15 protein-coding genes are annotated in these 13,475 nt (G+C 58.3%); 3 read left to right on the top strand and 12 right to left on the bottom strand.

From position 1 onward, the window contains the following. Positions 1-51: 51 nt before the first annotated feature. From ACYP2A_RS20990 to ACYP2A_RS20955, 8 genes are all read right to left on the bottom strand, one after another. On the bottom strand, positions 52-1,155 hold the full coding sequence (locus ACYP2A_RS20990) for an RHS repeat-associated core domain-containing protein (protein ID WP_459747791.1): 1,104 nt from the start codon (positions 1,153-1,155) through the stop codon (positions 52-54). A gap of 213 nt (positions 1,156-1,368) precedes the next feature. After that, the gene (locus ACYP2A_RS20985; protein WP_459747790.1) at positions 1,369-2,490 is read right to left on the bottom strand and encodes an RHS repeat-associated core domain-containing protein; all 1,122 of its coding nucleotides are present in this window, start codon (positions 2,488-2,490) and stop codon (positions 1,369-1,371) included. Positions 2,491-2,809: 319 nt separating this feature from the next. Continuing rightward, positions 2,810-3,025: a TOBE domain-containing protein gene (locus ACYP2A_RS20980; protein ID WP_056842174.1), complete on the bottom strand. Its 216-nt coding sequence runs from the start codon at positions 3,023-3,025 to the stop codon at positions 2,810-2,812. 32 nt (positions 3,026-3,057) lie between these two features. Then, positions 3,058-3,873 carry an aliphatic sulfonates ABC transporter ATP-binding protein gene (gene ssuB, locus ACYP2A_RS20975; RefSeq protein ID WP_459747789.1) on the bottom strand — a complete coding sequence of 272 codons (816 nt, stop codon included), beginning with the start codon at positions 3,871-3,873 and terminating at the stop codon, positions 3,058-3,060. Further along, complete coding sequence (ssuC, locus tag ACYP2A_RS20970; protein ID WP_459747787.1) at positions 3,870-4,667, bottom strand: aliphatic sulfonate ABC transporter permease SsuC; 798 nt, start codon at positions 4,665-4,667, stop codon at positions 3,870-3,872. Before ssuC ends, ssuB begins: the two co-directional genes overlap by 4 nt. A gap of 43 nt (positions 4,668-4,710) precedes the next feature. Next, complete coding sequence (locus ACYP2A_RS20965) at positions 4,711-5,676, bottom strand: sulfonate ABC transporter substrate-binding protein (RefSeq protein WP_459747785.1); 966 nt, start codon at positions 5,674-5,676, stop codon at positions 4,711-4,713. Between the two features lie 182 nt (positions 5,677-5,858). Beyond that, complete coding sequence (locus ACYP2A_RS20960) at positions 5,859-6,497, bottom strand: peroxiredoxin (RefSeq protein ID WP_459747783.1); 639 nt, start codon at positions 6,495-6,497, stop codon at positions 5,859-5,861. A 182-nt stretch (positions 6,498-6,679) separates the two neighbouring features. Beyond that, positions 6,680-8,029, bottom strand: coding sequence for an OprD family porin (locus ACYP2A_RS20955; RefSeq protein ID WP_459747781.1), 1,350 nt, complete (start codon positions 8,027-8,029; stop codon positions 6,680-6,682). 459 nt (positions 8,030-8,488) lie between these two features. Here ACYP2A_RS20955 and ACYP2A_RS20950 point away from each other — a divergent pair, with 459 nt between their 5' ends. Further along, a complete protein-coding gene (locus ACYP2A_RS20950) occupies positions 8,489-9,382 on the top strand; it encodes an aliphatic sulfonate ABC transporter substrate-binding protein (protein ID WP_459747780.1) in 894 nt (297 codons plus the stop codon). A gap of 270 nt (positions 9,383-9,652) precedes the next feature. Here ACYP2A_RS20950 and ACYP2A_RS20945 read toward each other — a convergent pair whose 3' ends face one another. Then, positions 9,653-10,093, bottom strand: a complete 441-nt coding sequence (locus ACYP2A_RS20945) for a hypothetical protein (protein WP_459747779.1) — start codon at positions 10,091-10,093, stop codon at positions 9,653-9,655. On the opposite strand from ACYP2A_RS20945, the gene trmL reads away from it, so the two are divergent. After that, complete coding sequence (trmL, locus tag ACYP2A_RS20940; protein ID WP_459747778.1) at positions 10,092-10,547, top strand: tRNA (uridine(34)/cytosine(34)/5-carboxymethylaminomethyluridine(34)-2'-O)-methyltransferase TrmL; 456 nt, start codon at positions 10,092-10,094, stop codon at positions 10,545-10,547. The two genes, ACYP2A_RS20945 and trmL, sit on opposite strands and share 2 nt — an antisense overlap. Before the next feature lie 69 nt (positions 10,548-10,616). Here the strand turns inward: trmL and secB are convergent, their stop codons facing one another. From secB to ACYP2A_RS20925, 3 genes are read right to left on the bottom strand one after another with little or no spacing between them, the layout of a single operon-like run. After that, positions 10,617-11,102 (bottom strand): protein-export chaperone SecB, encoded by a 486-nt coding sequence (secB, locus tag ACYP2A_RS20935; RefSeq protein ID WP_459747777.1) that lies wholly within the window; start codon positions 11,100-11,102, stop codon positions 10,617-10,619. A 49-nt stretch (positions 11,103-11,151) separates the two neighbouring features. Next, the gene (gene grxC / locus ACYP2A_RS20930; RefSeq protein WP_459747776.1) at positions 11,152-11,406 is read right to left on the bottom strand and encodes a glutaredoxin 3; all 255 of its coding nucleotides are present in this window, start codon (positions 11,404-11,406) and stop codon (positions 11,152-11,154) included. Between the two features lies 1 nt (position 11,407). Then, positions 11,408-11,821, bottom strand: coding sequence for a rhodanese-like domain-containing protein (locus tag ACYP2A_RS20925; RefSeq protein WP_459747775.1), 414 nt, complete (start codon positions 11,819-11,821; stop codon positions 11,408-11,410). A 193-nt stretch (positions 11,822-12,014) separates the two neighbouring features. Between ACYP2A_RS20925 and gpmI the strand changes: the two genes are divergently transcribed. Further along, positions 12,015-13,475, top strand: a 1,461-nt coding sequence (gene gpmI / locus ACYP2A_RS20920) for a 2,3-bisphosphoglycerate-independent phosphoglycerate mutase (RefSeq protein WP_459747774.1), incomplete at its 3' end; no start/stop codon positions are given.

Genomic DNA, 13,475 nt, shown 5'->3' with positions numbered 1-13,475 from the left:
GAAAGCCAGGATGGCTGCAACCACGACAGTGCGATCCGCGCCTTACTTGCTCTATGGGGGACTACGTACAGGGCCATATGTCATTTCATACAGACGCTCATAGCGCCCAAGCACAGACTTGGCGCTTATAAGGTCATCCCGATGCCGGCGATACTCCTTAAAACTGTGACTCCCAATATCCCCTGAAGAAAAATCGTGTTTCCGATAGAAATTCTTTACCGCATTAAGATCTTTGACATGCTGCCTGAGGCCGCGAAGCTTACTAGCCGCCCTTACTCCGGGCGAAGGTAAAGCCTCATTGACTGCACCTCTGTTTCTGTAGTTATGGATTCTCTGTTTCATCTTCTTCCACTCGTTCCATCCTCTTTGTCTTGGTTGAACAGCACCCCCAACATTTGTACTGCCGGCGTTTACACTACGCGGCGATGCGGGAGGCGTGATAGTTCGAACCGCTGGAGAAAGAGATTGATGAACTTCAAATCTAGCGAATTCCTCTTGCAATTGCTGATACAGGGTGAGGTATTCAGGCGATCCAGTATCAACCGGTGATAATCGAACGCCGACGCCCAAGGCCTCAACCATCAGGTCATCGACCTGCGCTGCCGCCAGCCTTACAGGCGATGGTATCCCCCCCGTCGAATCCCTGAAATTAACCGGATCCCCCTGACAATACGCATACGTATTCAACCCGCCCCGACCAAACGGACTCAGCTCATCCGGGCTATTGAACCGCATCAACACCGGATTGAACGCCCGATAACCATTGCCCAACAGATAATGCCCGGTCACCGGATCGCGCAGTTCACCGTTGAGGCCCATCAAACAACTCAATCCGCTTTCAGCGGGCTGATGGCCGTAAACGCTGTAAGCACGAGACCCGATACCCGCCCCATCAACCCCGTGCAACACCGAGCCCTGTAAATCCGTCGCCAGCAGACTGGTTTCCGTGCTTTTACCCGAGCGTTGCTGTTGGGCCAGCAACTGATCGTCATGGCCGAAGAATGTATGCAGGATCGCGCCCTGGATGTGCGTTGCCAGCCGGTTCTTGCGATAGAAGCGCAACGCGCCGTCTTGAGCCGCCGGCCGGGTGCTCGCCAGCCGGTCGAGCGGGTCGTAGCGGTAGTGGCATAACAAAACCGAGGTTGAAGGTAACATGGTGCACTCCTGTCATTTCATATGATTATCCAGATCCCGTGAAAGGGTATTGCCTGACAATAAAACAAGCACCTGCAAACGCAGTAAAACGTTGCCTCAAGTTTAACCCCCCAGCAACTATCAGCCGATCGGTGTTTTGGGAACAACAAATTAATCGCCCCCTGCACCGCGGCAGTGACCGCATCATTAAAAAAACGAAGTCGGCACATAAACTTATGACAACTTAAAGTCAGCGCCTATAAAATCCAGACCGACCGCTCCATATCGCTCGAAAAATAACTTATGATAATCAATAAACACCTGATCAATCATTGCAATATCTTTTCTGCCCTCCACGAATTCTGCAGAGATTCGTCCTGAATCAATAACGTCGAGAGCCTCCAACTCGTGCAACCCACGAACAGCGTTAGCCGCATTGATGATACCCTTATATCGAGCAATAGAAGGCGCTTCCGACGAAGCAAGCGTGTTGCTAAACATCTCCGATCTTATATTCTTTGACAGTGCATTACGCCTACGTTTCAACTCTGTCTTTGTCAAACCAGGAACATCAACAGCTTTCGGCGGCCATTGTTTCACATCGCGTTTAGCAAGCAATGAAAGTTTGTTTTTTATTTCTGCTTGAGACGCCCAATCATCAGCCACCCCTAGTTCCATAGCGATTACATCATCCAGAATCAAATCCCTGAGTAAATTTTTTTTGCTTGTAGAAACAGGCTTGGCTACGGAAGCTTTCGTCAGCGGTGGTTTTAGAATTGTTTTTAATAATTTTCCGGGCAGTTCTCCGAACGAAAGACCTACAGGTGCTCTTCCCGACGAATCCCGAAAATTAACTGGATCCCCCTGACAATACGCATACACATTCAACCCGCCCCGACCAAACGGACTCAGCTCATCCGGGCTATTGAACCGCATCAACACCGGATTGAACGCCCGATAACCATTGCCCAGCAGATAATGCCCGGTCACTGGATCGCGCTGTTCACCGTTGAAGCCCATCAAGCAACTCAATCCGCTTTCAGCGGGGTGATGGCCGTAAACGTTGTAAGCACGAGACTCGATGCCTGTCACATCGACGCCGTGCAATACCGAGCCTTGTTGATCGGTCGCCAGCAGGCTGGTTTCCGTACGTTTACCTGAGCGTTGCTGTTGGGCCAGCAACTGCTCGTCATGGCCGAAGAACGAGTGCTGAATGGCGCCCTGGATGTTCGTTGCCAGCCTGTTCTTGCGATAGAAGCGCAGCGCGCTGTCTTGAGCCGCTGGACGGGTGCTCGCCAGACGGTCGAGCGGGTCGTAGCGGTAATGGCATAAGACTGCTGAGGGTAAAAGTGTCATGCGTGCGCTCCTGCCTGTGTTTTGGCGTTTCGCAGGTTTCTGTGAGCGCTTCGCACTCAATCGCCAGCAGAGCTGCCTCCTACAAGGCCCGCACCGACCTGTAGTAGGCAAACTCTGCTGGCGACGAGGTCGACATGGGCAAAGACAGTTACTGCCTCCCACAGCCCAGTGTTTGCTCCTACAGATTCTGTATTGAGCATGACCATGAGCTTCGACCCACATCCAGGCCTTGCCTACTGGCAGATCTACTAGGTTTTCAACCGCACACACAAAAACGCCCCGGAGGGTTTTCACCGTCCGGGGCGTTTTTTACCGGCAATTACAGCTTGGCGATCGACACTTCAGTCGATTTTACGAACGCGATCACTTCGCTGCCCACGCCCAGTTCCAGCTCTTTGACCGAGCGGGTGGTGATGACTGACGTCACGATGCCCGAAGCGGTTTGTACGTCGATTTCCGACAATACGTCGCCCAAAACGATTTCCTTGATGGTGCCTTTGAACTGGTTGCGTACGTTGATGGCCTTGATAGTCATGAGATCTTCCTCTTTTTCAGGTGCGATAACGATTAGTTGGCCCAACGCAGTTGCGTAGGCAGGGGTGAAACGGGTTCGGGGTCCGGTGGCGTGCCAGGAATGGCCAGCACCCGGTTGAGCACTTCAGCTTCCAGCGCCGCCAGGCGGTGCGAGCCGCGCACGCGAGGGCGTGGCAGATCGACCAGCACATCCAGGCCAATACGGCCTTCTTCGATCAGGATGACCCGATCGGCGACGGCCACGGCTTCGCTGACATCGTGGGTCACCAGCAGCACGGTAAAACCGTATTTGCGCCACAGGTTCTCGATCAGTTGCTGCATTTCGATGCGGGTCAGGGCATCCAGCGCACCCAGTGGCTCGTCGAGCAACAGCAGGCGCGGCTTGTGAATCAGGGCACGGGCCAGGGCCACACGCTGCTTCTGGCCGCCGGACAGCGCCGCTGGCCACTCATTGGCACGCTCGGCCAGGCCGACCGCTTCCAGCGCTTCGAGCGCTTGTGGGCGCCAGTCGCCGGTCAGGCCGAGGCCGACGTTGTCGATGATCTTTTTCCAGGGCAGCAAACGCGCTTCCTGGAACATCAGGCGGGTGTCGTCGCGTGCTTCGGACAATTGCCCGGAGCCAGCACGCAAATCGCCGGAAGTAGGCTTGTCGAGGCCTGCGAGCAAGCGCAGCAAGGTGCTTTTGCCGCAACCGCTGCGACCCACCACGGCGACGAACTGGCCGGCCGGGATGTGCAGGTCGATGTCTCTCAGGACTTCGCGGTCGCCAAAGGCTTTCTTGATCCGGTGCGCGGCCAGTGGAATGCCGCGCAGCAGGTTGGCCGGCTGTTGCTGTTTTAGACTGCTCATGCGGCACCGCCCTTGTGTACTTGATAGGCCGGGTGCCAGCGCAGGCACACACGCTCCAGACCGCGAGCGGCCACGTCGGCCAGTTTGCCGAGCACGGCGTACAGGACGATGGCCAGCACCACCACGTCGGTTTGCAGAAATTCACGGGCGTTCATCGCCAGATAACCGATGCCGGAACTGGCCGAGATGGTTTCGGCGACGATCAGGGTCAGCCACATGAAGCCCAGGGCAAAACGCACACCGACCAGGATCGACGGCATGGCGCCGGGCAGGATCACATGGCGGAACAGACCGAAGCCCGACAAGCCGTAGCTGCGCGACATTTCGACCAGCGCAGGGTCGATGTTGCGAATGCCGTGGTAGGTGTTGAGGTAGATCGGGAACAGGGTACCCAGCGCAACCAGAAATACCTTGGCGGTTTCGTCGATGCCGAACCACAGGATCACCAGTGGAATCAGCGCCAGGTGCGGCACGTTGCGGATCATCTGCACCGAGCTGTCCAGCAGGCGCTCGCCCCAGCGGGTCAGGCCGGTGATGAAGCCCAAGGCCAGGCCAATGCCGCCGCCGATGGCGAAGCCGACGCCGGCGCGCCAGCCACTGATGGCCAGATGCGTCCAGATTTCACCACTGCTGACCAGGCTGACGCCCGCTTCGATCACAGCGCTAGGCGCCGGCAGGATGCGGGTGGACAGCCAGCCGGCGCTGACAGAAAGCTGCCAGACCACCAGCAACAGCACCGGCAGCGCCCAGGGCGCCAGCCTGTGCAGAATACGTTGTGAAGCACTGAGGCTCATGGAGTTGTCTCCTCGAAAGGCCTGTTAATCAGGTACGGGTCAGTCACTGGGCTTTCGCCACAGCAGCAGGCGGTGTCCAGATCACATCCTTGATGCTCAAAGGTTTGGGGATCAGCTTGAGCTGGTGGAAGGTGTCAGCGATTTTCTGCTGCGCCTCGACCACCTGCGGGGTGATGAAGTGCGCGCCGTAGCCCTGGCGCTTGACCGAGGTCAGGGTGATGTCGGCCGGCAGGCCCAGCAGCGGGGCAACCTGTTTGGTCACCTCTTCAGGGTTGGCCTGCGACCACTCGCCTACCGCACGGACTTCTTCAACCAGCGCTTCGATGACCTTGGGGTTCTTCTGCGCGTACGGCTTGGTCGCCAGGTAGAACTGGTGGTTGTCGACGATGCCGGTACCGTCTTTCAGGGTACGGGCCTGCAGTTGCTGTTCGGCGGCGGCCTGGTACGGGTCCCAGATGACCCAGGCATCGACGCTGCCACGCTCGAAGGCGGCGCGAGCATCGGCGGGCGGCAGGAACACGGTCTGGATGTCGCTGTATTTCAGGCCGGCATCTTCCAGGGCCTTGACCAGCAGGTAATGGACGTTGGAGCCCTTGTTGAGGGCGACTTTCTTGCCTTTGAGGTCTTTGACCGAAGTGATGGCCGAGTCCTTGGGCACCAGAATCGCTTCGCTGGTCGGTGCTGGCGGCTCGTAGGCCACGTACAGCAAGTCGGCGCCAGCAGCCTGGGCAAACACAGGCGGGGTTTCGCCGGTGACGCCAAAGTCGATGGAGCCCACGTTCAGACCTTCAAGCAACTGCGGGCCGCCGGGGAATTCGGTCCATTGCACCTTGACGCCCTGCTCGGCCAGACGCTTCTCCAGCGAACCCTTGGCCTTGAGCAGCACCAGGGTGCCGTACTTCTGGTAGCCGATGCGCAGGTCTTCAGCCTGGGCCTGGGTCAACACGCCGACGCTGAGGGCAACCGCAACAAGAGCGGCAAGGCTTCGACGCAAAATGGTGGTGCGCATGGCGCTCTCCTTTGCTGGATGAGTTTGGATGGGGAGACATTAACAGGGCTTTTTTATATCTATAAATCTTATTTTTTCATTTTGTTATTCCACAAAGACATATGCGCGATACAGGCCTTCGGAAATAAAAAAGGGCCGATAAAATCGGCCCAAAAAAACCCCACTCAGGGAGATCGTTGCGTTTAGCGATTCGGTTGCGGCGTCAGGCGCAGGTACGGCGTGACGGCCTTGTAGCCTTTGGGGAAGCGGCGTTTGATTTCTTCTTCATCCTTGAGCGACGGCACGATGACCACGTCATCGCCATCCACCCAGTTGGCCGGGGTGGCCACCTTGTGGTTGTCGGTCAGTTGCAGCGAGTCGATGACCCGCAGGATTTCGTTGAAGTTACGCCCGGTGCTTGCCGGATAAGTAATGGTCAGACGGACTTTCTTGTTCGGGTCGATCACGAACAGAGAGCGCACGGTCAGAGTGTCGCTGGCGTTAGGGTGGATCAGGTCGTAGAGGTCCGACACTTTACGGTCGGCATCGGCCAGGATCGGGAAGTTAACAGCGGTATTTTGCGTGGTGTTGATGTCGTCGATCCACTTGACGTGGGAGTCGACCGGGTCCACCGACAAGGCAATGGCCTTGACGCCGCGTTTGGCGAATTCGTCCTTGAGCTTGGCGGTGAAGCCCAGCTCGGTGGTGCACACCGGGGTGAAGTCCGCCGGGTGAGAAAACAAGACGCCCCAGCTGTCGCCCAGCCATTCGTGGAACTTGATCAGGCCTTCACTGGAATCCTGTTCGAAGTCAGGGGCGATATCGCCAAGTCGCAGTGTCATGGTGTAGCTCCTTGTTATGCAGGTGGGCGGTGGGTGCATTTGAATATAGAGCTACTGTGCGCGTTTCTTTAGAAAATTAAAAAGAATAGATATTGCTTTGGATATAGCGTTTAGAAATATAAAAAAACAGGCAAAAAGAACCCCGCACTCGGCGGGGTTCTTTTATCCGGCGTTCAACACACTTACATGAAGTTGTAGGTGTAGTTGAAGATCAGACGGGTCTGGTCGGTGTCGCTGGTAGCCAGGCCAGTCTCGCTGCGGAACGAAGCGTGACGCAGGGTAGTGCCGAAGCCCTTGAGCGGACCGCTCTGGATCACGTAGTCAACGCGCATGTCGCGTTCCCACTCGGAGAACTCACGACCAGCGTTGGCGCCAGTGCCTTTGATGTCGTCGCCATGCAGGTAGGCAATAGCGGCTTTCAGGCCTGGCACGCCGACTTTGGCGAAGTCATACGAGTACTGACCGAAGGTGGTGTTCTCGCCGGCACGGATGAAACCGTTGGCCATCGAGTCGGTGAACAGGTAGAAGCTGCCGCCACCGTTGCCTTCTGCACGGCCGCGACCGTCAGTGATAGAGCCTTGGTTCAGCGAGACGAAGCCACCGTCATCACCCACTTGCTGGTGACCGAGCATGACCGCATGGCCGCCCAGGGTGTAGGTGAACATGGCCGACCAGGTGGTGTTGTCAACTTCACCGGCGTTTTTAGCGTAGCCGCCGTTGTTGTTGAAACGGTAGCCGGCAGTGCCGCTGCTGTTCTTGCCGTCGGAGCTGCTGTTGAAATAACGCAGGTCAGTCTTGAACGACTGGTTTTCGGCGATCGGGTAAACGTGTACCAGGCCCAGGAAGTGCTGCTTGTAGAAGTCTTCCAGGTTGGCGAAGTAGTACTGCAGGGTCAGGTCTTTGGTGACTTTCCAGTCAGCGCCGGCAAAGCGGAAGGCGTCGCTGCCTTCAGTTGCACCGCCAACGGACAGATCGGTCCAGTTGGACGAAGCACGACCAATGCTCTGGGTCAGTTGACCGCCGGTGAAGGTCACGCCGTCCAGGTCCTTGGAGGTCAGGATGCCGCCTTCAAAGGCTTGTGGCAGCAGACGACCGTCGTTGGTCACCAGGATTGGCAGGTTAGGAGCCAGGGCATTACCCAGCTTCAGCTCGGTTTTGGAGAAGCGAGCCTTGACGTTGGCGCCGGCACGCGACCACTCGCTGACAGCCGAACCGTCGGTGTCACTTGGAGTGATAGCGCCGTTGACTGCTGCTGCGCGATGACCACGACCACCGTCCAGGTGAACGCCGACCAGAGCCTGGGCGTCCAGACCAAAACCTACCGTGCCCTGAGTGAAGCCCGAGGTGTAGTCGAACTTCAGGCCCGTTGCTGTTTCACGGTGATCCTGGGTAGTGCCTTCACGCCAATCGTTCTTGAAGTACAGGGTCCGGGAACTCACGGATGCCTTGCTGTCTTCGATGAAACCGGCAGCGCCGGCCTGCTGAGCCAGTACGCCGAATGCTACGGCCAGGGCCAGGGTAGACTTTTTCATTGCTTCGCTCCTCGTGAATCTAATTTTTGTATGCCATGACCCCGACTCCTCGGAAGCATGGTCGCGCGATTAACGCCAGTGTCGACCTTGAGGTCAATCGTTGTTCGGGCGTATCGCGACTAATTGACTAGACCGCGTATTTGGGTCGCTGCACGGTAGTGGAAAACGCTCAAATCAAAAAGTAACAATTTATGTTGCTTTTAGACCATAAAGCTATATGTCCCAAGCCATGTCCAAGCGACCGCCACGGAGTGTATCCACCTAATAAGCTAATGCCTAAAAAATATTTTATGACCGCTCGTCAGATCGTTTAGTTTGCGGTTACCGGACAACCGGATCACGCCTTTTTTCCTACAGCCCGTCATCCGGAAGCCTACTCGCATGCGCCTTGAAACCCTTGTAAAACGGGCATTCAGCCGCCCTTTAGCAGCAATTATTACAATTGCCACCACGCTGATAATGAGCCCTGTGGCCGGAGCGCAAGAAAACCTGCGAATCGGTTTTCAGAAGTCCTCACCCCTGATTGTGATCCTCAAAACCCAGGGCACGCTGGAGCGGGAATTGAACAAACAGGGCATCACCGTGTCGTGGCACGAATTCCCCAGCGGCCTGCCTTTGCTTGAATCGCTGAACGTCGGCAATGTTGATTTGTCCGCCGATGTGGCCGACACCGTGCCGGTGTTTGCCCAGGCCGCCGGTGCCCGCCTGACCTACTTTGCCCGCGAGGCGCCCTCGCCTTCTGCGCAGGCCATCGTGGTACACAAGGATGCAACGCTGGAAACCCTCGCCGATCTCAAGGGCCGCAAGGTGGCCGTTACCAAGGCGGCGGGCAGTCATTACCTGTTGATTGCAGCGCTGCAAAAGGCAGGGCTCAAATTCAGCGATATCGAGCCTGCCTATTTGACCCCCGCCGACGGCCGCGCCGCGTTCGAGAACCGCAAGGTCGACGCCTGGGTGACCTGGGAACCCTTCCTCAGCGGCGTGCAGCGTCAGGTACCGACCCGCACCCTGGCCGACGGCAAGGGCCTGGCGCAGTACCAGCGCTATTACCTGACCACCAATGCCTACGCCGACAAACATCCACAGGTGCTTAAGACCGTGTTCCACGAACTGGAGAAAACCGGAAAATGGGTCAAGGCCAATCCGGCCGAAGCCGCCAGACTGCTGGGCCCGCTGTGGGGCAACCTGGATGGCGCGACGGTAGAAGCGGCCAACCAGCGTCGTACTTATCAGATTTTGCCGGTCGAAGCCGACAAGCTTGAAGAACAGCAGAGCATTGCCGACGCATTCTTTGCCGCCGGGCTATTGCCGGCCAAGGTCGATGCGCGGGATGTGCAGGTGTGGAAGCCGTAACCGCAGACGATGACCGTGCATCACCTTGGGTGCCCGCACGGTCCTGATGCGCAATTAGGGTGCAAAAAACACCCATGATCGGTCCGAAACACTGTGTTGATACAAATCGATTTGCCGCAATCGAGGGAAAACCGGCCTATTCCGCAAGGGCTGTAGGATTTTTTACAGCTTGCTTGGCGAAAATTCCAAAACTGGCACGCCACCTGCAGTAACTCTTGTACCTACCAGTTTTGGGGGCCTTGGTACAGGCAGGCCGGGGATTCCCCTCTTTTATTGCTCACGGAGGCTGACTTCCAGCCTCCAGCGCCCGTCCACCTCGGCAGCGTTCCAGTCGCCGTGCAGTGGGCGGGTCGCCAGCAGCGTCAGCACCAATCCTTTTTCCGCACGTTGCAGCGTCCACCGCGTGACCTTGCCGTCGCCGCGCAACTGGCCGTTCCATGGCTGGCCCGTCGCGTCCAGGCGCAGCACGATGGCACCCTCGACCGTCTCGCCCTGCACGGTCGGCTCTTCGTTGAACCACAGCGCCAGCCCGGCGGGCAACTCTTCGATCTGTTGCAGTTCTACCGGGTCCGATTGCTGGACCCGGCCGATCATCATGCCCACCGAAAACCCGACAATGGCAATCGAACCCAATACGCGCGGCCAGAACTTCGGCCTGGGGTCTTCTTCAGGGGTAGAATGCATCCCGTCCTTTCGTTCGGAGCCGTGCATGTTTCACGTCATCCTTTTTCAACCAGAAATTCCGCCGAATACCGGCAATGTCATCAGGCTGTGCGCCAACAGTGGCTGCACCCTGCATTTGATCGAACCGTTGGGCTTTGAGCTGGACGACAAGCGCCTGCGCCGCGCCGGGCTCGACTACCACGAGTATGCCACGCTGCAAACCCACGCCGACTTGCCCGGTTGCCTGGAAAAGATCGGCCACCCGCGGCTGTTCGCCTTTACCACCAAGGGCTCGCAGCCGTTTCACCAGGTCAGCTTCGAGCCGGGCGATGCCTTTATCTTCGGCCCTGAAAGCCGTGGCCTGCCGGGTGAACTGCTCGATACCTTCAGCAACGACCGGCGCCTGCGCCTGCCCATGCGCGAAGGCTGCCGCAGCCTGAACCTGTCCAACACCGTAGCGGTGGCCGTCTATGAGGCCTGGCGCCAGCAGGGCTTTGCCTGACGAACCAACGCCAAAGGCCGCCCACAAAAAAGCGCCTGTGAAGGCGCTTTTTCATCTCTGCAAGAAAGCTTAGGCCGAAGGCGCTTCGCCAGCCTGTTGCAGACGCTGCAGCTCCTGGGCGTACAGGGCATCGAAGTTCACCGGGGCCAGCATCAGCGCCGGGAACGAGCCGCGCACCACCAGGCTGTCGATGGTTTCGCGCGCGTACGGGAACAGGATGTTCGGGCAGAACGCGCCCAGGGTGTGGCTCATCGACGATGGGTCCAGGCCCTTGATCAGGAAGATACCGGCTTGCTGTACTTCGACGATGAAGGCGACTTCGTCACCGTTGTTCACGGTCACCGACAGGGTCAGCACGACTTCGTAGAAATCGTTTTCAAGCTGCTTTTGACGGGTGTTCAGGTCCAGGCTGACCGAAGGGGTCCATTCCTGACGGAAGATGGCCGGGCTCTTCGGGGCTTCGAACGACAGGTCGCGAACATAGATACGCTGCAGGCTGAACTGCGGTGCGTCTTCTTCGTTGGCAACGGCGCCGTTGGTGGTTTGTTCGGTCATGTCGGATCCTTCTCGAATAGTAAGAGGCTTAACTTAACAGGAGGTTGAATCAGCCGAGGAGCAGCGCATCGAGCTTGCCGGCGCGCTCCAGAGCGAACAGGTCATCACAGCCGCCCACGTGGGTTGAGCCGATCCAGATCTGCGGTACCGAGGTGCGCCCGGCTTTCTGGGCCATTGCAGCACGCACCTGGGGTTGGCCATCGACGCGGATTTCTTCGAAGGCTACGTTCTTCTTGCCGAGCAACTGCTTGGCACGAATGCAATACGGGCAATAGTCACTGGAATAGACGAGAACGTCGGCCATATCACTTCACCAAAGGCAGGTTGTCACCGCGCCAGCTGGAAATGCCACCAGACAGCTTGGCGGCCTTGAAGCCGGCCTTGATCAGCTCGCCGGCCGTGCTGCCGGCGCTCTGGCCATGAGCATCGACCAGAATCAGGGTCTTGTCCTTGTACTTTTGCAGATCGCTGGTGCGGGTCAGGATTTTTTCCTGTGGATAATTCAGCGCGCCAACGATGTGGCCGGCGGCGAAATCCTTGGTCGAACGCACGTCGATGATCACGCCCTGGTCGCTGTTGACCAGTGCGGTCAGCTCGCCGGTGGTGACGCCGCGCGCGCCCTTGCTTACCTCGTAAGCGATCAGCAGGGCCAGCAGAATCACGAAAGCGCCTGTGATCAGGTAGTGGTGGGTGACGAATTCAAGCAGGTGAGCAACCATGTCCAGTTTCCAGGGCGTTAAAATGCCGGCCAGTATACACAGCACCCAAGGTCGGCCAAAGTCTCCCCGACGGTGACGCGACGGGAACTTGTCCCTAAAATGCCTATCCTTTTCTTACTTCCCATTTTGCCAAGCAGGCAGCTTGAAACCGGGTCAGCCGATCCGGGTCATGCGGCCAGCAAACGAGGGTTCCATGACTGCTACCGCAAAACCACTGGTTCTGATCATTCTCGACGGCTTCGGCCACAGCGAGAACCCTGAAGGCAACGCCATTCTGGCGGCCCGTATGCCAGTCATGGATCGCCTGTATGCAAGCAAGCCTCACGGCCTGATCTCTGGCTCCGGCATGGACGTGGGCCTGCCGGACGGGCAGATGGGCAACTCGGAAGTCGGCCACATGAACCTGGGCGCCGGTCGGGTGGTGTATCAGGACTTCACCCGGGTGACCAAGGCGATTCGCGACGGTGAGTTCTTCGAGAATCCGGCCATTTGTGCGGCGGTCGACAAGGCTGTGGGTGCCGGCAAGGCCGTGCACATCATGGGTCTGTTGTCCGATGGCGGCGTGCACAGCCACCAGGACCATCTGGTCGCCATGGCAGAACTGGCGGTCAAGCGCGGCGCCGAGAAAATCTACCTGCATGCCTTCCTCGATGGCCGTGATACCCCGCCACGCAGCGCCCAGTCGTCGCTGGAACTGCTCGACGCCGCCTTCGCCCGTCTGGGCAAGGGCCGTACCGCGACGATCATCGGCCGCTTCTTTGCCATGGACCGCGACAACCGCTGGGACCGTGTCTCGGCCGCCTACAACCTGATCGTCGACGGCAAGGCCGAGTTCAACGCCGACAGCGCCGTAGCCGGCCTTGAAGCCGCCTATGCACGCGATGAAAGCGACGAATTCGTCAAACCCACCGCCATTGGCGAGTCGGTGCAGGTCGAAGACGGCGATGCCGTGGTGTTCATGAACTTCCGCGCCGACCGTGCCCGCGAACTGAGCCGGGTGTTCGTCGAGGACGACTTCAACGACTTCCCCCGCGCCCGTCAGCCAAAGGTCAACTACGTGATGCTGACCCAGTACTCGGCCAGCATCAAAGCGCCGTCGGCGTTTGCGCCGGGCAGCCTGAAAAATGTGCTGGGCCAGTACCTGGCCGATAACGGCAAGACTCAGTTGCGCATCGCCGAGACCGAGAAATATGCGCACGTGACGTTCTTCTTCTCCGGTGGCCGTGAAGAGCCGTTCCCGGGTGAAGAGCGCATCCTGATCCCGTCGCCGAAAGTCGCCACTTACGATCTGCAGCCAGAAATGAGCGCGCCGGAAGTCACCGACAAGATTGTCGATGCGATCGAAAATCAGCGCTACGACGTGATCGTCGTCAACTATGCCAACGGCGACATGGTCGGCCACAGCGGCGTAATGGCCGCCGCCGTCAAGGCCGTGGAGTGCCTGGACGAATGCCTGGGTCGCATCACCACGGCGCTGGACAAGGTCGGCGGCGAAGCCCTGATTACGGCCGACCACGGCAACGTCGAGCAAATGACCGACGACCACACCGGGCAAGCCCACACGGCGCACACCTCGGAGCCGGTACCGTTCATCTACTTCGGCAACAAGCCGCTGAAAGTCCGCGAAGGCGGCGTGCTGGCCGACGTGGCCCCG

It is taken from the genome of Pseudomonas sp. 3A(2025) (assembly GCF_054589175.1).
Note: the sequence above shows the minus strand (reverse complement) of the source record. Positions and strands in the feature narration are given on the sequence as shown.